Below are 19,780 nucleotides of genomic sequence, written 5' to 3' on the forward strand. Positions count from 1 at the left end.
GCACGCGCCATGCGCGGCGATCCGCCACGGCTCCCGGCGCGGCCGGCATCGGCGTCGGCCAGTTCCTCGGCGGCCTCGGCCGAGGAGGTCCGTCCGCTGCCCGGAGATCCGTCGGCACGCCGGCGCGATGAGGCCAGCGGTCGTCGCCAGGCCTCGGCCAGCCGGTTGATGGGCGTGGTGACGCGGCATCTGCTCGATGACGAGGAGGAACGCGTCGCCGGAGACGCTTCGCACGACCGGGGTTCAGACCTGGCACCGGCGGCGCCGAACTCGGGGTCGGACGGCGTCGCGAAAGCGAGCGCGCGTGCGTCGGCCGGGGGCGGCAAGGGCAAGGCGCCGCCGCGCGGAACGCCGGGGCCGGTCGTGCGTCGCGGCGCGTCGTCGGCGCGCCGCCCGCCGCCGGAGGACGACGTGTGGGCGCAGAGCGTCGACGCGGCGGATGGCACCGGTCGCGTCGTCGGTCCCGAATCTCGCATCCAGCCGGGGCGCAGCACGGCGCGCATCGAGGGCGTGCGGCCCGAGGCGACGGAGCGCGTCGGCCGATCGCCGCGCATGCGCATCGCGAGCTGGGGCGCGGTGCTGGCGGCGGTCGCGGCGCTGGTCGTGATGATCGCGGCGGGCTGGCTGGACATCGCGCCTCATGGATCGTCCGACGAGGCGGCCGGGGAGAGCGGCCGTATCAGTCACCCGAATGGCGAGGCCCGTTGACTGCCGAGTCCGCTGGCCCTCACCCCCGCCCTCTCCCGCAAGCGGGAGAGGGCGTTCGATCGATGCTCTTCTTGCTTCCTCTTCCGCAAGCGGGAGACCCCCTTCGCATCGTCGAAGGGCCCTTCGTTCCGCGGTTACCTCCCGATGCGAATCCCTCCACAGTGGTGTGAAAACGTATCAGGAGGAAGGTTGATGTTCGATGTCTACCAGGGGCGTGCGCAGCCGCTGCCGATGCCGGGCGGCGCGGCGGGAACCGACGCCGCGGAACTCTTCGTCATTTCCAATACGCCGCAGCCCGCCGTCAGCGCCCGGCTGCGCGCGCGGCAGGCCGCACAGGCGTTGCAGGCCCGCAAGGCGGCACGCGTGAAGGAGCTGGCCGCCGCCATCGAGGCGATGCGCGACGCCCGTCAGGCGCTGCCGCTGCGCATGGATCGGGTGCTGGCGGCCGAAGCCGCCCAGGCCGACTGCGAGGCCGCGATCCTGGCGATCCAGCAGCAGGTGACGGCCGCGCTCGCCGCCGCCGCGACTGAACTGGCCGCCCGGCAGGCCGTGAGCAACAAGGCCCAGGAGGCCCTGGATGACGCCGCCGGGAGCCTGCGGCGCAGCGAGGAACGGATGCGCCGGCGCTCGCCCGCGCTGTCCGAACATGCCGCCGCGCTGGCGCGGGCGACCGGCGCCTACCGGGAAGCGCAGGCGGCCGCGCTGACGCGTCGTGACGCGGCGCGGGCGGCGGAGATGCGGCTGCGCGACGCGATCGGCGCGATGAACCGGACGGTCCGCCCGCATTCGCTGGCCCTGGCCGCGCTGGGCGGCGCGGCCGAGATCGCGCTCGACGATGCGAGGAAGGCGCTGTCCGAGCACCGTCGCGCGGTCGGCGCCGCGGCGCGGGTGGTCGAGGACATCGGCCACACCGACGCGGCCAGCGACGCGTTGACGGCGCAACTGGCGCAACACGCGCGTTGCGTCCGGGCGCATGCCGACGCGGTGGCCGCCATCGCGCCCGGCGCGCGGCTGCAGTGGCAGGCGCAGGACTGCGGGGCGGCGATCGCGATGCAGCGGGCGGGGATCCGCCGCCTCGCCGGCGAGGTCGACGCGGAGCACATCGTCGTGGTGATGCGGCGCAACGACCTGATGCGCCACCAGGGCGCCGAGGTCGCGGCCGTCCAGAACCGAGCCGCGCGCCGGGGCGCGGCGGCCAAGGCGGACCAACGCGCCGAGATCAGCGCGCGGGTCTTCGACGACCGGCGCGAGACGGCCGACGTGGCCGCGGCCACGATCGAACGGGCGATCCACCGGCTGCGCGAGGTCCTGACCGATCTGCTGCCCCGGGCCTGATCGCGGCGCCACTCCCCGAGGCGCTTCGCTTCGTCGATCGACGCTTCGGCTCGAGGAGATGGCCCGAACGGACTGCGCCCCACAGTGTTGTGAAACACATCAGGGGACGGTCGATGGTCAACTTCTTCGCCCGCAGAAGCTCAGCTCAACCCACGCCGAACACGATCGGCAACGACTCCGGCAACGGGACCAGCGCCACGGGGACCGCCGCGACGCCCCAAGCCATCCCGATCCTGCCCATCGCCGCCGGCGGCAACGCGGCCGCCAGGCAGAGCCAGCGCCCGCGGCTGGCCGGCCTGACGCGCCCCGGACCGCCGCCGGTCCTGCCCGAGATCGCTCATGCGCTCGCCGATGCCCACCAGGCGCATCAGGAGGTGGCTGCGCGCGTCGATGGCGACGCTTCCGCGCGTGCAGCATTGAGGACGCGTCAGCAGTCGACCCAGGCCCTCCGGCAGCGCACCAGCGGCGCGGAGAACGCGGCTGCCGCGGAGCATCTCGTCCGCGACGCCGAGCAGAAGGCCGCTGCTGCGGCGGAGCAGCACACGCGCGACGCGCTGCCCGGACTCAATGAACAGGTCAGGCACCATGGAGAGCAGTTGACGGCCGCGCGGCTCGACACCGAGCCGCTGGAGCGCGCGGTGGCCGCGGCGAAGCAGGCGCGTCATGACAGTGTCCAGTTCCAGGACCACGCAAAGGCAGTCGAAGATCTGAAAGCCGCCCAGCGCCTGCCCGAGACGGCGCCGCCGGCCAGGGCGCAACCTGCCACCGCAGGCGGGCAGGCGCAGCCCGTACCGCCAACCCGCAGCGAGCTGATCGCCGGTGCGCGGGAACGGTTGGCACGGACAGCTCCGGCGGTTGAATCCTTGAACAAGGCCGTGACCCTGAGGGAAGAAGCGCTGAAGACCCACGAAGAGCGCCTCCTCACGCTCGAGGGCAATCTGAAGGCGGCCGAGGGCAACGAACAGGCCGGGAAAGACGCCCATACCGCCGCGAACCAGCGCCTGACTGCTGCGAACGCCGCCGTCAAGCAGTTGGTCGATGCCCGACGAGCGCTGACCGACGCCTCCAATCACCATGAACCAGCCCTGCAGCGCCACGAGAAGGCGGCAGACGAGGCGCTGACCGCCGCGACCGCGACCCTGCAGCCGCAGCGGGAGCTCGCCGAAGCGACTGCGACGGCCGCCGAGCACACCCGCACGGCGGCGACGCTGCGCGACGAGGTGCGCACGCTGCAGGCCCGGGTCGACACGGCGACGGAACATTGCGAGGCCGCGCACAGAAAACTCCGATCCCTCGAGGCACGCGTGGGGCCGCTCGAGCAAGCCGTGGGCCACGCCGGGGACGCGCTGGCCCCCGCGTCCACCCCAGGCGCGGCCGTGCCGCCGCCGACGGCCCTGCAACGCCAGCAGAGGAGGTGGGCCGAACAGCAGTTGACGAACGCCCGGCGCGATGTCGAGACTCAACGCGAGGAGCTGAATCGCCAGCAGAGGCATCTCGACGCGGAAACCGCATCGCTGGAGGCGAAGCGCACGGCATTGGAGCGCGCGGAGCCGGCAGAGACCGCGGCAATCCGCCAGCGCACGACCCGCGCCGACCACGCCAAGAGGACCGACGACGCCGCCAGCGACCTGGCCGGGAAGCGTGACGCGCTGAAAGCTCCCGCCGACGAGGCGCACCGTGAGATCGGGCAAGCCGTGGATCGCCTGTGCCAGGTCTTGCTCCCTGCGCCCGCGGTCCCGGAGCGGGACGAGCGCACGACCGGCGATCGGGCGAAGGACACGCTGTGGCGGCAGCCTCTGGCCACGCTGCAGAACCGGACAGCGCCGCTCAAGGTCGACTTCAGCGTGGGGCCGCTGAGCGGATCGAGGAGCGGCTCGGCCCCCACCGGCTTCCACGACGGCCTGCCGCCGGTGCAGCGGCCGACCGCGAAGGTCTTGAGCGACAAGGGCCTGAAGGCGGTCGACAAGCACGCGGGCGTGGCGGGCGCCGGGGCGGCGAACCTCCTCGCGGAGGCGTCGATCCGGACCCACCGCGCGGCGCAGACGCCGACGGCCTTCGGCAGCGCCAAGGATTTCAGCGCCGAGATCGGTCGCATGTTCGCCGGTCCGGCGCATGCCGCCGAATCCACGCCGGTGGCGACGGTGCTGGCACAGGCGCTGCTGCAACATCCCAATCCCGACCCGACCGGGCGACCCGATGGACACCCGCTGCGGCACGAGCAGGCCCTGCTCATCGCCACGACGCTGCGTTCGGTGACCAGCGACCCGCACGTCGCGGCGCAGATCTACAACTCGCTCTGGAGCAGCGGCGGGCCGCAGTTGCCGGGCATGGAACGGCGCGACGCGACAGCGTCGCCGCTGGCCCAGGTGACGACGGCGCCGCCCGACAGGGACTTGCCCAGGCAGGTCAACGCCGCCAAGCGTGCGCTGGCGGCCACCGCCGGCGGCATGCAGGCCCTGCTGGATCTTCAGGGGCTCAGCCTTCCGCCGCTGCCGCCGACGCCGGCCCCGGATGCGCCGGAGGCGATCGTCGCGGCGGCCGCGACGGCCACGGCGGATCGCAAGCACGCCGAGCAGGCGGTGGAGCACTACAAGCTGGGCCTGCGCGCCGAGACGGCGTTGCTGAGCCAGGGGCTGGCAGTGGGCGGCGATCAGACGCCGCTGGACTTCCGCAATGCCATCGTCGCGCACGGTGCCGCCTTGAACGAGCCGAGCCGGCTGGGCAGCGGCACGAAGCCGCGCCCGCCGGGACGCGGTCCCAATGCGGAGCACAAGTCCACGCTGCCCGCCCAGGCCTTCCTCTACGCCGACGACAACCTGCTGCGCGCGCGGACCACGCCGGACCGCAACCCGGCGATGAAACCCGCGTACGTCGCGCTGCGCAACGGCTTCACGGAAAGCGGGGCCAAGACCGACTTCCACCTGATGGCCAAGCGGCTGCACAAGTTCACCACCTACATCGATCTCGCCTGCAAGTCCAAGACCTCCGGGCCCAGCGCATTCAACATGGTCAGCATGGCGCGGCGCCTGGTGGGCAAGGACAAGACGCCGTTGAAGACGCTGTTGCAGGCCGGGCCGCTCGGTTCCGAGCTGGGCACCGTGCCGGGCGAACACGCCAAGCGGCTCAAGGGCGCCCTGAACGAGAGCAGCCGGCTGCTGCGGGAGGACCTGAACCGGAACCTCGCGGGCATGGGCGCCGATGACCGTACCCGCGCGGTGATGCGACTGGCGGTGATGGAAGCCTGGAATGCCAAGGTGCCGGCGGGGGCCGATCCCTTGATCGATCTGACGCAGGGCACGCGCGTCACCGACGCCGAGATCCGCGCGGCGGCCACCCGCATCAACACGGAACTTGCCACGGCGTCCGCACCCTCCGCGCAGGGCGCGCCCCAGCCGGCCGCGCCAGCGCTGACCCCGGGGATCGTCGACGCGGCGGTGGGCGCGCATGCGGGCCAGAGGCTGATGCCCGACACGCTGAACGGATGGATCAAGGAAGGCCACTTGAGCGCGCCGGCGACGGATCCGGCAATTCCGGCGGAGCCCTCAAATGCGCCCACTGCAGGGACTGCAGCGATTGCGCCCGAGGCGCTGGCGGCGGCGCGCGCACAGGCGGCCACGGATACCGCCGCGCTCCGGGACAAGCTGAAGATCCTGCGCGGCAAGGCGGCGATGGACAGTGAGCTGGCGGCGCTGCAGTCCCGCTTCGACAACGAGCCGGCGCAGCGCCCGGAGATCCTGAGGCAGGTGATGAACTCCGTCGTCGCCGGCGGCGACATGACGGACTACAGCGACGGCCGCAAGAACGGCATCGGCGGCGTGTTCGGCTACGGCGTGGCCAGCGTGAAGGGGATCGCCGACGTGACCACCGGCATCACGCCGGTGGGCGAATTCAATGTCGATCACACTCGCACGGCGGTGCTGAAGGCAGGGGTGGCCTCCAACACCGGCGTGATCTTCCTCGGCAACGAGACCAAGGTGAGCGAGATGCTGGGCGGCGGCGTGCGCATCGGCGCCAAGGTGGGGGACCTGGGCGGCTCGGTGCAGGCGATGGCGCGGCTCGGCGGATCGCACCTGTTCAGCAAGGGGCTGATGATCCGCACCAACAAGACGGGCGTGGAGCACAAGGACCTGACCGAGGCGCAGACGCAGCACATGCGGGCGCCGGAGGGCAGCTGGAAGCGCATGAGCGAACTGGTGGTGAACTCGGTCTTCGAGCTCGCTGCCCGGGACGGCGCGAATGGCGGCCCGCGCAAGCCTGCCAACGGCGGCGAGATGTGGGCGCAGATGGTGGACAAGGTCGGCGACTACCGGGACATTTCATTCGGCTGGAACGAGGGCAAGACCCATCAGTTCAGCGCATCGCTGGGGGTGGACGGTGCGGGCGGCGGCAAGTTCGTCGACACGCCCGGGTCGTGGAGCGCGTCCGGCACGCTCGGCATCGGGCTCAAGCACGTCGCGACCCGCAGCAAGGCCAAGGACGTGGCCGGCGCGACGCGGACGGTGCAGGCAGGCAGCGGCTCGCGCACCTCGGTGGGCGCGGCGGCGAGCTTCGGCGTCTCGCATCCCACCATCAAGCGCGACGACCAGCCCGACGTCGGCGCCTTTGCGCGGCACAAGGTCGGCGTGGAGACGGAGCTGGTGATCCAGGCGAAGAACGGCTTCGTGCGCATCACCACGGAGGATGGCAAGGTCAAGCCGAACATCTCGTACAAGCACCGCGAATACGCCGTGCAGGACGACTTCATCAAGCTGGTGAACAAGGAGAGCGGCCAGTGGCAGGCGCGGCTGGGCCAGCGCGGCCCGGACGGCGTGCTGCGCGGCGGCGACGAGGCGCTGAAGGGTTTCCTCCAGCAGATGGTCAACCTGCCGCCGGGCAACAACCGCCTGTTCATCGAACGCAAGTGCCTGACGCCGGAGGCGGCGGACACGATCAACGCCTGCCTGGAGCGGATCAACGTGCTGCAGCGGCCGGGCGCGCCGGTGGACGAGGGCGCGGCGACGCAGATCAAGGACCTGCAGAAGCAGATCGCGGCGCATGTCGAGGCGGAGGCGAGCTGGCAGCCGTTCCGGCTGTTCGTCAACGAGTTGAATCAGCGCGCGCGGGACTCGTCGGTGGCGAGCGGCGAGTTCCGCGCGACGCCGAAGGCGGCAGAGGACAAGGAGGCCGGCCCGCAAGGCTTCGCGGAACGCTTCCTCGGCGGCGGCAAGGTCACGCTGGGCGGGAAGATCAACACCGCCCACGGCGGGCGGGACCTGATCACGATCGATGCGCAGCCGGTGAGGCTCTGAGGCGGCGGGACGCGGTCCCGGGCCCGGTCGGACGCCGCGGAGTCGATGGTGCGCGTGGCCTGGTCTTCCAGCACGCGAGCCAGCAGGCGGGGCCGGCCGGTGGCCACCTCGAGGGCGTTCGACCTGGTCTTCCAGGGGATGAGCGCCATGCCCGGCAACGCCGCAAGCGCCAGCAGTCCCCCAGTCAGCCGGACCGAGCGCGTCAACCGGGTCGATGGGGTGAAGGTCAGCGGCGTGCTTCAGCGCACCACGATGTCCGTCAGACCGTGGCGGCGGGCCGCCGACGCCAGTCGGCCATCGCGTTTGATCGCCGCGACGAACTCGTCGATGCGTGACAGCCAGGCCGGGTCCCCCAATCTCACCGCATACCCGTACGGCAGCACGTGGAACGGCGTCGGCGGCGTCAGCAGCCGCATCCAGTCGGCGTTGTCCAGCAGGCGCCTGCTGTACGGATAGTCGGTCATGAAGACATCGACCCGGCCGGATTCAAGTTCCGCCTCGCGCCGGGCGGGCGGTCGCACGATCTGCAAGCTGGCGTGGCGCAGGCGCGAGGCCATGACGGGTTCCATGAAGGTGCCCGCCTGCACCGCGACCACGACGCCCGGTCGATCGATGTCTTCCCACCGCTTGACGACGCGGTTGGATCGGGTGGTGATCGCATAGATGTCGCTCTGAAGGTAGGGCGCACTGAACGCCAGCTTCTCGCGGCGCTGAGACGTGATGCCCACCGCGAACATCGCCACGTCGCAACGGCCCTGCGTGACATCGTCGATCAGCGCGGTGAAGGACGACTCCACGTATCGGAGCTTGACCGACAGGTCCTTGGCCAGTTCCGCGGAGAGGTCGATGTCGATGCCGACCAGTTGCCCACTGCGCGGATGCCGGAACGTGATGCCGTAGTAGTCCGGCCAGATGCACACGCGAAGCTCTCCCGACTCGCGGACCTTGGAGAGCGTCGAGTCGGCCTGCGCGGCCGATGCCGCGGCGAAGCACCAGGAGATCACCATCAGGAGCTTCTTCATTCCCCACCTCCTTCATGCCGTGAATGCACTGTAGGGGTTTCAGTTTTAGCATTCAACCGCCGGGATGACGTGGTCATTGGCGATTGATAGAAGGTTCGCACAGGATGCGTTGAAAACGGCCCGAATCCGCCGTGGTTCCCCGTAATTCTCGCGTAAGCGAGGGACAGTCGCTTGTCCTGTGCGATGCCCGATTGCGATATGGGTTCCGTCTTCAGGCGCTCTCTGGTGTGAGAAAGTATCGAATTGATCACATTGAAAGTGATTGAAACGCTTTATTTCCATTGTGTAGCGTCGGACACTGGCGCCCATCGAAACGAAAGAGGAGCGCAACAAATGACGTCGGATTCAACGATGGTCGGCCGCAGGCATCTGACCGTACGGACGCAATTGATCGCGGCATTCACTGGCCTCGCGCTGCTGATGCTGCTGGTGGCCGGGTTGTCGCTGAAGGCGCTCCATGACGCGAACCAGCACTTCGTCAGCTTCGTCCAGGGCATCAATGCCCGGGCCGCCGTGGCGGAACACGTGCGCACCGCCGTCGATCGGCGTGCCATCGCCGCCCGCAATCTGGTGCTGGTGACCAAGCCCGAGGATCTCGAGGCAGAGAAGAACGACGTCCTGCGGGCTCACAAGGACGTCACCGAGTACATGGCCAAGCTGGTGCAGATGGGCGCGGCGGAGGGCGTGTCGGACAAGGCGCACGACCTCGTCCAGGGCATGGTCCGCATCGAGGAGAAGTACGCACCGGTCGCCCTCGCGATCGTGGATCTTGCGCTCAAGAAGCAGACGGAGCAGGCGGTGCTCAAGATGAATGAGGAATGCCGTCCTCTCCTGGCCGCCTTGGTCAACGAGACGAACGCGTATTCCCAGTACACGGAGCGACGCGCGGAGCAGATGATTCAGGCGGCCGCGCGGCAGTTCGACATGGAGAGGAACCTGTTGCTGGTGGCGTGTGCCATCGCCTTCGCGGCGGCGGCGTTTGCCGGCCTGTTCATCGTCAGAAGCCTGTCGCGCGCCCTTGGCGCCGAACCGGCCGATCTGAGCATCGCCGCGCGCAAGGTCGCCGAGGGCGATCTGAGTCCGGTCGTCGGCGCGGACGTGGCGCCGGCGGGCAGTGTGCTGGCCTCGCTCGGCGCCATGCAGGCGAGCCTCTCGGCCATCGTCGCGCAGGTGCGCGACGTGTCGGACTCCATTGCCAACGGGTCGTCGGAGATCGCGACCGGGAACGCGGATCTCAGCCAGCGTACCGAGGAACAGGCGAGCGCCCTGCAGCAGACGGCGGCGACGATGGACCAGCTCGGCACCACGGTGCGCAACAACGCGGACAACGCGCACCAGGCCAACCAGCTGGCGCTGGGGGCGTCCACCGTGGCGATCAAGGGGGGCGAGGTGGTCAGCGAGGTCGTCAGCAAGATGAAGGGCATCAACGAGAGCTCCCGCAAGATCTCGGACATCATCGGGGTGATCGACAGCATCGCGTTCCAGACCAACATCCTGGCGCTCAATGCGGCCGTCGAGGCCGCCCGGGCTGGCGAGCAGGGGCGCGGTTTTGCCGTGGTGGCCAGCGAGGTCCGCAATCTCGCCCAGCGCAGCGCGCAGGCGGCGAAGGAGATCAAGACCCTCATTTCCGCGAGCGTCGATGAGGTCGAGCAGGGCTCGATCCTGGTGGATCGCGCGGGACAGACGATGGAAGAGGTGGTCGGAGCCGTCCGACGGGTCAGCGACATCGTGGGCGAGATCAGCTCCGCCAGCCATGAGCAAAGCGCCGGTGTGGGTCAAGTGGGTCAGGCCGTCACCCAGATGGACCAGGTGACCCAGCAGAATGCCGCGCTGGTCGAGCAGAGCGCCGCGGCCGCGGAGAGCCTGCGCGTCCAGGCCTCTCAACTGGTGCAGGCCGTCTCGGTCTTCTCGCTGGACAAGGGCGGACGTCCGTCGGTCGCGGACCGTGCGACGCAGCAGTCGAATCGCAGGGGGCAGCTTGCCATCGATCGTCACTCGGGGCCGGCGCGATTGCCTCAGGCTGTCCGGCAGTCGGGGGCGTCACACCACGCCCCGACACCCCGCCGCACGGCAGTGGCGGCAGGCGCCAGCGATGAATGGAGCGACTTCTGACAGGGCGTGGACGGGAGCGCGCGTTCAGTGCAGGTGGGCGGCGTTCCGCAATCCGCTGAACGGCCCTTGTCTCAGCCGCAGCAGCGCGGTGCGGAGGGGACCGGAGGCTGGGCGGCAGGGCCGCATGACTTCGGCCCACAGCCGCCGCGCGTGATCGTCGCAGGCGCCGCCGGCTGTGTCGCCTGCTGTGTCGCCGGCTGGGCCGGTTCACCGCAACAATCACCGCCCGCGGCCGCGATGCCCGGCACGCCGATGCCGCAGACGCCCGTCTCGGGCAGATCGAGTTCCACGCGATCGGCCGCTTCGACGTCGCCTGCAATCGCGGCCACCACGGACCGCGCTTGTTCGAAGCCCGTCGCCATCAGGAAGGTTGGCGCGCGGCCGTAGCTCTTCACCCCCAGCGTGTAGAAGCCTGGTTCTGGATGTGCGAGCTCCCGATGTCCATGGGGTCGAACCGTCCCGCAGCTGTGAACGTTCGGGTCAATCAGCGGGCCGAGCGCCTCGGTCGATTCCAGCCAGGGATCGAGCTTGACCCGCAGCTCGCTGGTCAGCGACAGGTCGGGGCGCTGGCCGGTCGCGCAGATGATCTCATCAACGCCATCCACCTGGACCTGTCGGCCGTCGGCGTCCAACCCGATCACCGTAACCGCATCGTCCTGCTCGCGGACCTCCGTGATGCGCAGACCGCCGAAGAACTCCAACTGCCCGGCGTCGCGCAGGCGCCGAAGCGATGCGCCGAGCTGCCCGCGAGCTGGGAGCGCGTCAGCATTGCCTCCGCCGAAGACGCGGGTGAGCACAGGCGAGCGCACGGCCCAAGCGAGGCTGGTGCTCGGCACGGTCTTGGCGAGCTCAGCCAGCGCAAGCAGCGCGTTCGCAGCGGAATGCCCCGCGCCGACCACCAGCGTGCGCCGGGCCTCATAGCGATGGCGATGCGCACCCAGCACATCAGGGATGCCATAGAAGACACGCGAGGCGGCCTCGGCCTCGCCGAGGGCTGGCAGGCCGTCGGCACCGAGCGGGTTGGGCGTTCCCCACGTCCCGGTAGCGTCGATGACGGCGCGGGCCCGAATCTGGAAGCGCTCGGCACCCCGCTGTGCGCGGATGACGAAAGGGGCCCGGTCGCGGCCGACGCTCTTGACCTTGTCGAAGCCTTCCCGGCTCACGGCCAGGACCCTGGTGTGGAGCTGCAGTGCCGCCGCGATCTGTGGCAGCTTCGCGAACGGTGCCAGCACCTGCCGCACGACGTCCCTTGCCAATGGCAGGCCGTCAGGTTGCGGCGCGGTCCAGCCGGTCGGCTTCAGCAGTGCGGCCATCGAATGGTCGATGTTGTAGCGCCAGGGCGAGAACAGCCGCACATGGCCGTAGTCCTCCAGGCTGCTGCCCACACGGCTGCCGGCCTCAAGCAGCACGAACGGCAGACCTCGCTCGATGAGCTTCGCTGCAGCCGCCAGACCGACGGGGCCCGCGCCAAGTACGGCGACCGGCAGTCCCGAGTCAGCTGGCGTGGCCTGGCGCAGGGGAATGTTCGTGTTCGGCAACATGATCTGATGTCCTTGGCGTCGGGGTGCGGCAGGAAGCGTATGGGGCCAAGCCCCGTGTTCCAGCGCTCAGATGGCGCTCTGATTGACTCGCGCGGACAGCTTCTCCGCCGTCTCCTTGCGCTCGCTGTAACGATCGACCAGGTAGTCGCCCAGGTCGCGCGTGAGCAGCGTGAACTTGAACAGCTCCTCCATCACGTCGACCACGCGGTCGTAGTACGCGGACGGCTTCATGCGTCCCTCCTCGGTGAACTCCGCGAAGGCCTTGGCGACCGACGACTGGTTCGGGATGGTCAGCATCCGCATCCAGCGGCCGAGCACGCGCATCTGGTTCACCGCGTTGAAGCTCTGCGAGCCGCCCGAGACCTGCATCACCGCCAGCGTCTTGCCCTGCGTCGGCCGGACGGCGCCGGAGGTGAGCGGGATCCAGTCGATCTGCGCCTTCATCACGCCGGTCATCGCGCCGTGGCGCTCGGGGGAGCACCACACCATGCCTTCGGACCAGTCGGCCAACCGGCGCAGCTCCTGGACCTTGGGATGGGTGTCGGCCGCGTCGTCCGGCAGCGGCAGACCGGACGGATCGAAGATCTGCACCTCGCCGCCCATGGCCTCCAGCAGGCGGGCCGCTTCGACGCTCAGGAGCCGGCTGTAGGACCGGTCGCGCAGCGAGCCATACAGCATCAGGAAGCGCGGGCGATGTTTCGACGGCTCGCGCACCGTCAGCCGCTGCTGATCCGGCACATCGAAGAGGTCCGACTGCAGCGCCGGGAAGGTCGGGTCCAGCTCAAGCACGTTGCGCTCCTTGTTCGTACCAGGCTTGCGAGCGGTTCACGATGGCGACGACCGCCAGCATCACCGGCACTTCGATCAGCACGCCGACCACGGTGGCCAACGCGGCGCCGGATTGGAAGCCGAAGAGGCTGATGGCGGTGGCCACGGCCAGCTCGAAGAAATTGCTGGCACCGATCAACGCCGACGGACCGGCAACGCAGTGCTGCACGCCCATCCGCCGGTTGAGCCAGTAGGCCAGGCCTGAGTTCAGGACGACCTGGATGAGGATCGGCACGGCCAGCAAGGCGATGACCAGCGGCTGCTCGATGATGCGGTCACCCTGGAAGGCGAACAGCAGCACCAGCGTCAGCAGCAACGCCGAGATGGAGAGCGGGCCCAGCTTCGCCGCGACGGCCTGGAAATGGCCGACGCCACGCGTCAGCAGCAGCTTGCGCCACAGCTGCGACAGGATGACCGGGACGACGATGTACAGGCCGACCGAGGTCATCAGCGTGTCCCAGGGCACCGTGATGGCGGACAGGCCCAGCAGCAGCGCGACGATCGGCGCGAAGGCGACGATCATGATGGCGTCGTTGAGCGCCACCTGGGACAGCGTGAAGTAGGGGTCTCCCTTGCAGAGCTGGCTCCACACGAAGACCATGGCCGTGCACGGCGCCGCGGCCAGCAGGATGAGCCCGGCGATGTAGCTGTCGAGCTGATCCGCCGGCAGCCAGGGGGCGAACAGGTGGCGGATGAAGATCCAGCCCAGCAGCGCCATGGAGAAGGGCTTCACCGCCCAGTTGATGAAGAGCGTGACGCCAATGCCCCTGGCGTGCGCCTTGACCTGGCCGAGCGCCGCGAAGTCGATCTTCAGCAGCATCGGGACGATCATCACCCAGATGAGCAGGCCCACGGGAATGTTGACCTGGGCCACCTCGAGCGCGGCGACCGCCTTGAACGCGCCGGGGAAGAACTGTCCCAGCGCGACGCCCACGACGATGCACAGGGTCACCCAGACGCTGAGGTAGCGCTCGAAGAAGCTGATGGCCGGCTTCGCCACGCCGGCGGAGGACTTGAGAGTTGCGGTGGTCATGGCAGGGCTTCAGGACTTCGAGATGGCATCCAGCGCCTGCTGCAGCTCGGCATTGCTCATGGATGCCAGCGGCAGCTGCGCCAGCTGGAGCATCCGGTAGCCGATGGCTTGCCGGGTCAATTCGAACGCCTGTGGCTTGTCGGCCTCGGGCGCGTTCGACGGGTCGGCGTAGCCCCAATGGACCTTGACCGGGCTGCCAGGCCAGTACGGACATTGCTCAGCCGCGGCGCTGTCGCACACTGTGATGACGACACGCATCTCCGGCGCGCCGTCGGCCACGAACTCGTCCCAGCTCTTGCTGCGACAGGCGCTCGTGTCGATGCCCGCGCTGCCCAGCGCTTGCAGGGCGTACGGGTTGATGCGGCCGCTCGGCGCGCTACCGGCGCTGAAGGCCTTGATGTCCTTGTCCAGGCGGTGGGCCCAATGATTCAACATGCCCTCGCTCAGCACGCTTCGCGCCGAGTTGTGGGTGCACAAGATGAGAACGTTGGTGGTCATGGTTCAGCGGGTCCCGATGTCTTTGACTTCCCTGTGGATGGCCATGGCGTCCAGGCTCTGCAGCGGCAGGGACATCATCAGTTCGAGGCGGCGCTTCATCGTCACGGCAGCGGCGCGGAAGGCTTGCTGCTTCGTGTCTTCGCCGCCCTCGACGGCCGCCGGATCCGGCATGCCCCAGTGCGCGGTGAGAGGCTGTCCGGGCCAGATCGGACACACCTCGCCGGCAGCCTGGTCGCAGACGGTGAACACGAAGTCCATCTCGGGAGCGCCGGCCTTGGCGAACTCCTCCCAGCTCTTGCTGCGGAAGCCGTCCGTCGGGATGTCGAGCTTGCGCAGCTCGTTCAGCGCGAGCGGATGGACCTCGCCCTTGGGATGACTGCCCGCCGAATACGCCTGGAAGCGACCTTGCCCCAGGTGGTTGAGCAGGCCCTCGGCGAGGATGGACCGAGCGGAGTTGCCCGTGCAGATGAACAGCACGTTGTAGACCTTCGATGCCATGCAAATTTCCTTTCAGCAGTCGCAGCTGGTCGATGTGGAGTCCACGGCGCACGCGGCGCCCTGGCAGCAGTTCTCGGTGAGGTAGGCCAGGAGCGCGTTCATCTGCGGGTACACGGCCCGATAGACCACGTTGCGTCCGACCTGCTCGGAGGTCACCAGCCCCGCCTCGGCGAGGTCCTTCAGATGGAAGCCCAGCTTGGCATAGGCGATGCCGAGCATCTCGACGAGGGCGCCCGGGGTCAGGCCGTGCTCGCCGGCCACCACCAAGGCGCGGAACGCGTCGAGTCGAATGGGATGAGCGAGTGCGCCGAGTCCGGCCAGGGCGGTGGTCTTGTCCATGGTTGACATTACAACAAAACTTGTAATGAATGGCAAGGGCTTGGCGAAGGCCGCTTGCTGGCGCTAGCGCTTGCGGGTCAACTGACCGACGGACTGAACGCCCTCAGCCGCGCCACCTCATCCACCGGCGTGGCGCCGAAGTAGCGCTTGAACTCGCGGCTGAACTGGGACGGGCTCTCGTAGCCCACGCGCGTGGCCGCGACGCCGGCCTTCACGCCCTCGTTGAGCATGATCAGGCGCGCCTTGTGCAGCTTGTAGCTCTTCACGTACTGCAGCGGCGAGGTGTTGGTCACCGCCTTGAAGTTGTGATGGAAGGCGGACACGCTCATGTTCACCAGGCCCGCCAGTTGCTCGACGCTGAGCGGCTTGGCGTAGTGGGACTCGATGTGCTGCAGCGCCTTCGTCACCTGCGCGAAATGCGTGTGCCGGTTGGCCAGCGCCTGGAGCGCCGCGCCGCTCTCGCCGCACAGCACGTGATAGATGATTTCCTTGAGGATGAGCTTGCCCAGCACCTTCGCGTCGCGCGGCTGGTGCATCGCGTCGAACAGGCGTTCGATGGCGCAGAGCACTTCCTCGGTGAACGCCGCGCTGTTGACGCCGGTGCACTCCAGGCTCGCGCGGCGGTCGAGGCCCTCGTCCTCGAGGTCGATCAGCAACTCCTGCAGCACCGCCGTGTCGATGTCGATCGATACGCCGACGAAGGGCTTGGCCTTGCTCGCGATCGTCTGGCATTCGAAGGGCAGGGGGACCGTCAGCAGCAGGTAGTTGTCCGCGTCGTAGCGGAAGGTCTTCTCGCCGACGAAACCCACCTTCGCGCCCTGCGCCACGATGACGATGGACGGCTCGTAGAGCACCGGCGTGCGCGGGTGAGAGGTCTCGGAATAAAGGATCCGGACGCCGGCCACCGGCGACGGCGTGGAGAAGGACGTCGACCGGTAGCGGGTCGCGGCGTCGATGATCCGCTGGCGGATGCTGTCGTTGAGGGTGGTCGCCATGGGTGCTTCAAAAGGCTTCGGGCGCACGCGGTCTGCAGGCCGCGTGCGCCACGAAAGCAGGGGAGCCAGCGAAGGCTCGGTGAGGTGTCAGCCGGCGATCAGCGGGCGGCTTCGAGGATGCGTTGGCTGTCCTCGATCCGGATGTCCTGGTGCTCGCCCAGCGCGGTGCCGCCGTGTTCCTTCAGCTTGGCGATCATCGCCGGGATGGAACTGCCGTCCAGCCCGTAAGCGGACAGGCGCGTGCCGACGCCCAGCTGCTCGAAGAAGGCCCGCGTGGCCGCGATCGCGCCGTCGATGCGCGCCGCTTCGCTGCCGTCGCGCAGGCCCCAGACGCGGTCCGCGTATTGCAGCAGCTTCGCGCGTTTCTGTTCCTTCTTGTACTCGAGCACCGACGGCAGCACGATCGCCAGCGTCTGCGCATGGTCGAGCCCATGCATCGCGGTCAGCTCGTGGCCGATCATGTGCGTTGCCCAATCCTGCGGAACACCGGCACCGATCAGGCCGTTCAGCGCCTGCGTCGCGCTCCACATCACGTTGGCGCGGACGTCGTAGTTCTCCGGCTCGGTGAGCGCCCGCGGACCTTCCTCGATCAGCGTGAGCAGGATGCCTTCGGAGAAGCGGTCCTGGATCCGGCCTTCCGCCGGGTAGGTCAGGTACTGCTCGACCGTGTGGACGAAGGCGTCCACGACGCCGTTGGCCACCTGGCGCGCGGGCAGGCTGTAGGTCGTCACCGGGTCGAGGACCGCGAACACCGGGTAGGTGAAGGCCGAGAAGAAGGGCAGCTTGTCGCCCGTCGCCTGACGGCTGATGACGGCGCCGTTGTTGGATTCCGAGCCCGTGGCCGGCAGCGTCAGCACGACGCCCATCTTCACGGCGCCGGTGACCTTGGCCCCGCGGGTCAGCAGGATCTCCCACGGGTCGCGGGCCGCGTCGTACAGCGCGGCGGCGGCGATGAACTTCGTGCCGTCCGCGACGGAGCCGCCGCCGACGGCCAGCAGGAAGTCGATCCGCTCGGCCTTGACGACCTCCACGGCCTTCATCAGCGTTTCGAAGGTGGGGTTGGGCTCGATGCCGCCGAACTCGACCACCGTGCGGCCGGCCAGCGCCTGACGCACCTGGTCGAGCACGCCGTTCTTCTTGATGCTGCCGCCGCCGTAGGTGACGAGGATGCGGGCGTCCGCGGGGATCTCCCGGCCGAGCTCGGCGATCTGGCCCTTCCCGAACAGGATCTTGGTGGGCGTGTTGAGGCTGAAGTTGTTCATGGCTGTCGGCTCCGCAAGGGGTGAACGAGGATTCGTGTCGATGGGATGAATTGTTCGTCGCCGCCCGCTCCCGGGGCAACGCACGATGCTGCCTTTTTTTTGCCCAATCCTGCTGCGGAGGCGATGAATGGGCAAGAAATCGACCGAGGTCCAGGCTGGGCGCGCCCGTTGCCGGGGGAAGGAATGACGCCGCCATCGCCGGACCCATCGCCCCTCTCCGTGAACATCGCGGACGCCGCGCGCGCCGAGGACATCCGCCATGCCGCGGGCGCCGCGCACGCCGTCCCTTCCTGGTCGGGCCGGTCGCTCAAGACCTGGTGGTCGCTGATGGCGGATTCCCTGTCGGCCTGGATCGACGATTACGCGCCCAGCATGGGGGCGGCGCTGTCGTACTACACCGTGTTCTCGCTGGGGCCGTTGCTGGTGATCGTCATCTCGATCGCGGGGCTGGTCTTCGGCGAGGACGCCGTGCGCGGCGAGCTGTTCGGCCAGATCGAGGGCGTGATGGGGCCCGAGGCGGCCAAGGGCATCCAGGAGGTGCTCAGCAACGTCAGCAAGCCCAGCACCGGCATCCTGGGCACCGTGCTCGGCGTCGGGGTGCTGCTGATCGGCGCGACGACCGTCTTCGGCGAACTGCAGGACGCGCTCGACCGGATCTGGCGCGCGCCGGTGCGCCATGGGACGAGCGGCGTGTGGACGCTGGTGCGCGCCCGTCTGCTCAGCTTCGGGATGATCGTGGGCGTGGCCTTCCTGCTGCTGGTCTCGCTGGTGACCGGCGCCGTGGTCGCGGCGCTCGGCAAGTGGTGGGGCGGCTGGTTCGGCGGCTGGGAATGGCTGCTGCAGAGCCTCAACGCCGTCGTCGGCTTCGCCATGACCGCGGCGGTCTTCGCCTTGATCTACAAGGTCATGCCGCGCGTGAAGGTGGCCTGGTCGGACGTCTGGGTCGGCGCCGCGGTCACGGCGACGCTGTTCACCATCGGTCGCATCCTCATCAGCCTGTACATCGGCAAGACCGGCGTGGCGAGCGGCTTCGGCGCGGCCGGCTCCGTGGCTGTCGTGTTCGTCTGGGTCTACTACTCGGCCCAGGTGTTCCTGGTCGGCGCCGAATTCACCTGGCTCTATGCGCAGCGGCTGGGCTCGCGACGGGGTGTGGCCGCGCGGGATCGCACGGCCCCGGGACGTTCGACGCCATCAGCGCCTTGATCGCTTCCGTGCCGGCCGGCTTCGCGAGCGGCGGGGCGTGGCCCGCGCCTTGCCCTGTGGAGGCATGGATCCCAAGCATTCGACCGCCCCGTGCCGCATCCTGGTGGTCGACGACAACAGGGATGCGGCCGATACCCTCGTCGCGCTGCTGGACGCCTACGGCTTCTGTGCCTGCGCCGTCTACAGCGGCAGCGAGGCCGTGCTGCTGGCGGAGCTGCTGCGGCCCCGCCTGGTCCTGCTCGACATCGACATGCCCGGCATGGACGGCTACGAGACCGCGGCGTGCATCCGGGGCACCGAGGATCGGGCGCCCGCCAGGCTCGTTGCGCTGACCGCCCGGAACCAGGAGAGCGACCGCGTCCTGGTCGCCAGCGCCGGCTTCGATCTGCACGTCAGCAAGCCCATCGGCTGCGGGCAGCTGTGCGAGCTGGCGGAGGCCGCCTATCGGTGAACGGCAGCGGATCAGCGCAGGCGCCAGCCCGGAAGGCGGACTTGAGACGTCGGGGGTTGCCGCACTCGGCATGCCGAAGTTCAGGCAAATCTACTTGCGCTTGAGGATGCTGATGCTGCCATCGCTTTCGAGCACGCCCATGTGCAGCTCCTCGAGCTCGCAGTCCGCCTCGCGCAGCGCCTTCTCGACATCCGCCGTGCCGAGCCGATGGCGGCGGAGCGCCTGCGGGAACCATTCACCGTCGCGTCCGATGAGCACGGGGGACCCTTCCAGCAGCGCCTCCAGGCGCTTGCTCCGGGAGCCCAGGAAGCCGATGAAGGCGTTCATCACGATCAGGGTCGCGGCAAGGACCCACGCGCCGGTGACCGAGTCCTCGCCGCCGCTCAGGCCGTTGCTCACGGCCTCGCTCAGCAGCATCACGACCAGCAGGTCGAACGGGGTGAACTGCCCGATGGTCCGCTTGCCCGACAAGCGCACCATCAGGAACAGCGCCAGGTAGATGAGCGCCGCGCGGGCGAGCAGCTCCCACCATGGGACGTGCAGGTCGAACATGAGGCATGCCTCCTTGCGATTCGTCGGCGCTCCGGAGGCGGGCGCTCGGAGCGCGAGGGGCCGATCGCGTCGATCGCCTTGAGCCCGTCGAGACCAGCGACGCGCGTGGCCCCGG

General features: G+C 69.2%; 16 protein-coding genes. 6 read left to right on the top strand and 10 right to left on the bottom strand.

The genetic code is table 11. The annotated features are described in order from the left end of the window. Positions 1–9 precede the first annotated feature (9 nt). From ACQ4L4_RS07130 to ACQ4L4_RS07140, 3 genes are all read left to right on the top strand, one after another. On the top strand, positions 10–708 hold the full coding sequence (locus ACQ4L4_RS07130; RefSeq protein ID WP_431103531.1) for a hypothetical protein: 699 nt from the start codon (positions 10–12) through the stop codon (positions 706–708). Between the two features lie 192 nt (positions 709–900). Then, positions 901–2,043, top strand: coding sequence for a hypothetical protein (locus ACQ4L4_RS07135; RefSeq protein ID WP_431103532.1), 1,143 nt, complete (start codon positions 901–903; stop codon positions 2,041–2,043). A gap of 113 nt (positions 2,044–2,156) precedes the next feature. After that, positions 2,157–7,331, top strand: coding sequence for a hypothetical protein (locus ACQ4L4_RS07140; RefSeq protein WP_431103533.1), 5,175 nt, complete (start codon positions 2,157–2,159; stop codon positions 7,329–7,331). A gap of 239 nt (positions 7,332–7,570) precedes the next feature. On the opposite strand, the gene ACQ4L4_RS07145 is transcribed toward ACQ4L4_RS07140, so the two are convergent. After that, positions 7,571–8,353, bottom strand: a complete 783-nt coding sequence (locus ACQ4L4_RS07145; RefSeq protein WP_431103534.1) for an ABC transporter substrate-binding protein — start codon at positions 8,351–8,353, stop codon at positions 7,571–7,573. A gap of 351 nt (positions 8,354–8,704) precedes the next feature. On the opposite strand from ACQ4L4_RS07145, the gene ACQ4L4_RS07150 reads away from it, so the two are divergent. Beyond that, positions 8,705–10,465 (top strand): methyl-accepting chemotaxis protein, encoded by a 1,761-nt coding sequence (locus ACQ4L4_RS07150; protein ID WP_431104896.1) that lies wholly within the window; start codon positions 8,705–8,707, stop codon positions 10,463–10,465. 71 nt (positions 10,466–10,536) lie between these two features. Here ACQ4L4_RS07150 and ACQ4L4_RS07155 read toward each other — a convergent pair whose 3' ends face one another. From ACQ4L4_RS07155 to yqhD, 8 genes are all read right to left on the bottom strand, one after another. Then, on the bottom strand, positions 10,537–12,006 hold the full coding sequence (locus tag ACQ4L4_RS07155; RefSeq protein WP_431103535.1) for an NAD(P)-binding domain-containing protein: 1,470 nt from the start codon (positions 12,004–12,006) through the stop codon (positions 10,537–10,539). Positions 12,007–12,072: 66 nt separating this feature from the next. Continuing rightward, positions 12,073–12,795 carry an arsenical resistance protein ArsH gene (gene arsH, locus ACQ4L4_RS07160; RefSeq protein ID WP_431103536.1) on the bottom strand — a complete coding sequence of 241 codons (723 nt, stop codon included), beginning with the start codon at positions 12,793–12,795 and terminating at the stop codon, positions 12,073–12,075. Next, positions 12,788–13,867, bottom strand: coding sequence for an ACR3 family arsenite efflux transporter (gene arsB / locus ACQ4L4_RS07165; protein ID WP_431103537.1), 1,080 nt, complete (start codon positions 13,865–13,867; stop codon positions 12,788–12,790). The genes arsH and arsB overlap by 8 nt, the downstream gene beginning before the upstream one ends. A 9-nt stretch (positions 13,868–13,876) precedes the next feature. Then, entirely contained in the window at positions 13,877–14,365 is a 489-nt protein-coding gene (locus ACQ4L4_RS07170; RefSeq protein WP_431103538.1) for an arsenate reductase ArsC, read from the bottom strand. Between the two features lie 3 nt (positions 14,366–14,368). Then, positions 14,369–14,863 carry an arsenate reductase ArsC gene (locus ACQ4L4_RS07175; RefSeq protein ID WP_431103539.1) on the bottom strand — a complete coding sequence of 165 codons (495 nt, stop codon included), beginning with the start codon at positions 14,861–14,863 and terminating at the stop codon, positions 14,369–14,371. Between the two features lie 12 nt (positions 14,864–14,875). Beyond that, positions 14,876–15,202: an ArsR/SmtB family transcription factor gene (locus ACQ4L4_RS07180; protein WP_431103540.1), complete on the bottom strand. Its 327-nt coding sequence runs from the start codon at positions 15,200–15,202 to the stop codon at positions 14,876–14,878. Between the two features lie 77 nt (positions 15,203–15,279). Next, complete coding sequence (locus tag ACQ4L4_RS07185; RefSeq protein WP_431103541.1) at positions 15,280–16,197, bottom strand: AraC family transcriptional regulator; 918 nt, start codon at positions 16,195–16,197, stop codon at positions 15,280–15,282. 98 nt (positions 16,198–16,295) lie between these two features. Beyond that, positions 16,296–17,459, bottom strand: coding sequence for an alcohol dehydrogenase (gene yqhD / locus ACQ4L4_RS07190; RefSeq protein ID WP_431103542.1), 1,164 nt, complete (start codon positions 17,457–17,459; stop codon positions 16,296–16,298). A 219-nt stretch (positions 17,460–17,678) separates the two neighbouring features. On the opposite strand from yqhD, the gene ACQ4L4_RS07195 reads away from it, so the two are divergent. Both ACQ4L4_RS07195 and ACQ4L4_RS07200 read left to right on the top strand, forming a co-directional pair. Next, a complete protein-coding gene (locus ACQ4L4_RS07195) occupies positions 17,679–18,662 on the top strand; it encodes a YihY/virulence factor BrkB family protein (protein WP_431103543.1) in 984 nt (327 codons plus the stop codon). A gap of 64 nt (positions 18,663–18,726) precedes the next feature. After that, entirely contained in the window at positions 18,727–19,113 is a 387-nt protein-coding gene (locus ACQ4L4_RS07200) for a response regulator (RefSeq protein ID WP_431103544.1), read from the top strand. 90 nt (positions 19,114–19,203) lie between these two features. Here the strand turns inward: ACQ4L4_RS07200 and ACQ4L4_RS07205 are convergent, their stop codons facing one another. Then, positions 19,204–19,665: a DUF421 domain-containing protein gene (locus ACQ4L4_RS07205; protein ID WP_431103545.1), complete on the bottom strand. Its 462-nt coding sequence runs from the start codon at positions 19,663–19,665 to the stop codon at positions 19,204–19,206. Positions 19,666–19,780: the final 115 nt, after the last annotated feature.

Origin of the sequence: Roseateles noduli (assembly GCF_050626985.1) — a bacterium.
GTDB lineage: Bacteria > Pseudomonadota > Gammaproteobacteria > Burkholderiales > Burkholderiaceae_C > Roseateles > Roseateles noduli_A.

Excerpts from the sequence above, each read along its gene's own strand:
- ACQ4L4_RS07130 (WP_431103531.1), top strand. The coding sequence starts at position 10 with ATGCGCGGCGATCCGCCACGGCTCCCGGCGCGGCCGGCATCGGCGTCG.
- ACQ4L4_RS07135 (WP_431103532.1), top strand. The coding sequence starts at position 901 with ATGTTCGATGTCTACCAGGGGCGTGCGCAGCCGCTGCCGATGCCGGGC.
- ACQ4L4_RS07140 (WP_431103533.1), top strand. The coding sequence starts at position 2,157 with ATGGTCAACTTCTTCGCCCGCAGAAGCTCAGCTCAACCCACGCCGAAC.
- ACQ4L4_RS07145 (WP_431103534.1), bottom strand. The coding sequence starts at position 8,353 with ATGAAGAAGCTCCTGATGGTGATCTCCTGGTGCTTCGCCGCGGCATCG.
- ACQ4L4_RS07150 (WP_431104896.1), top strand. The coding sequence starts at position 8,705 with ATGGTCGGCCGCAGGCATCTGACCGTACGGACGCAATTGATCGCGGCA.
- ACQ4L4_RS07155 (WP_431103535.1), bottom strand. The coding sequence starts at position 12,006 with ATGTTGCCGAACACGAACATTCCCCTGCGCCAGGCCACGCCAGCTGAC.
- arsB (WP_431103537.1), bottom strand. The coding sequence starts at position 13,867 with ATGACCACCGCAACTCTCAAGTCCTCCGCCGGCGTGGCGAAGCCGGCC.
- ACQ4L4_RS07170 (WP_431103538.1), bottom strand. The coding sequence starts at position 14,365 with ATGACCACCAACGTTCTCATCTTGTGCACCCACAACTCGGCGCGAAGC.
- ACQ4L4_RS07175 (WP_431103539.1), bottom strand. The coding sequence starts at position 14,863 with ATGGCATCGAAGGTCTACAACGTGCTGTTCATCTGCACGGGCAACTCC.
- ACQ4L4_RS07180 (WP_431103540.1), bottom strand. The coding sequence starts at position 15,202 with ATGGACAAGACCACCGCCCTGGCCGGACTCGGCGCACTCGCTCATCCC.
- ACQ4L4_RS07185 (WP_431103541.1), bottom strand. The coding sequence starts at position 16,197 with ATGGCGACCACCCTCAACGACAGCATCCGCCAGCGGATCATCGACGCC.
- yqhD (WP_431103542.1), bottom strand. The coding sequence starts at position 17,459 with ATGAACAACTTCAGCCTCAACACGCCCACCAAGATCCTGTTCGGGAAG.
- ACQ4L4_RS07200 (WP_431103544.1), top strand. The coding sequence starts at position 18,727 with ATGGATCCCAAGCATTCGACCGCCCCGTGCCGCATCCTGGTGGTCGAC.
- ACQ4L4_RS07205 (WP_431103545.1), bottom strand. The coding sequence starts at position 19,665 with ATGTTCGACCTGCACGTCCCATGGTGGGAGCTGCTCGCCCGCGCGGCG.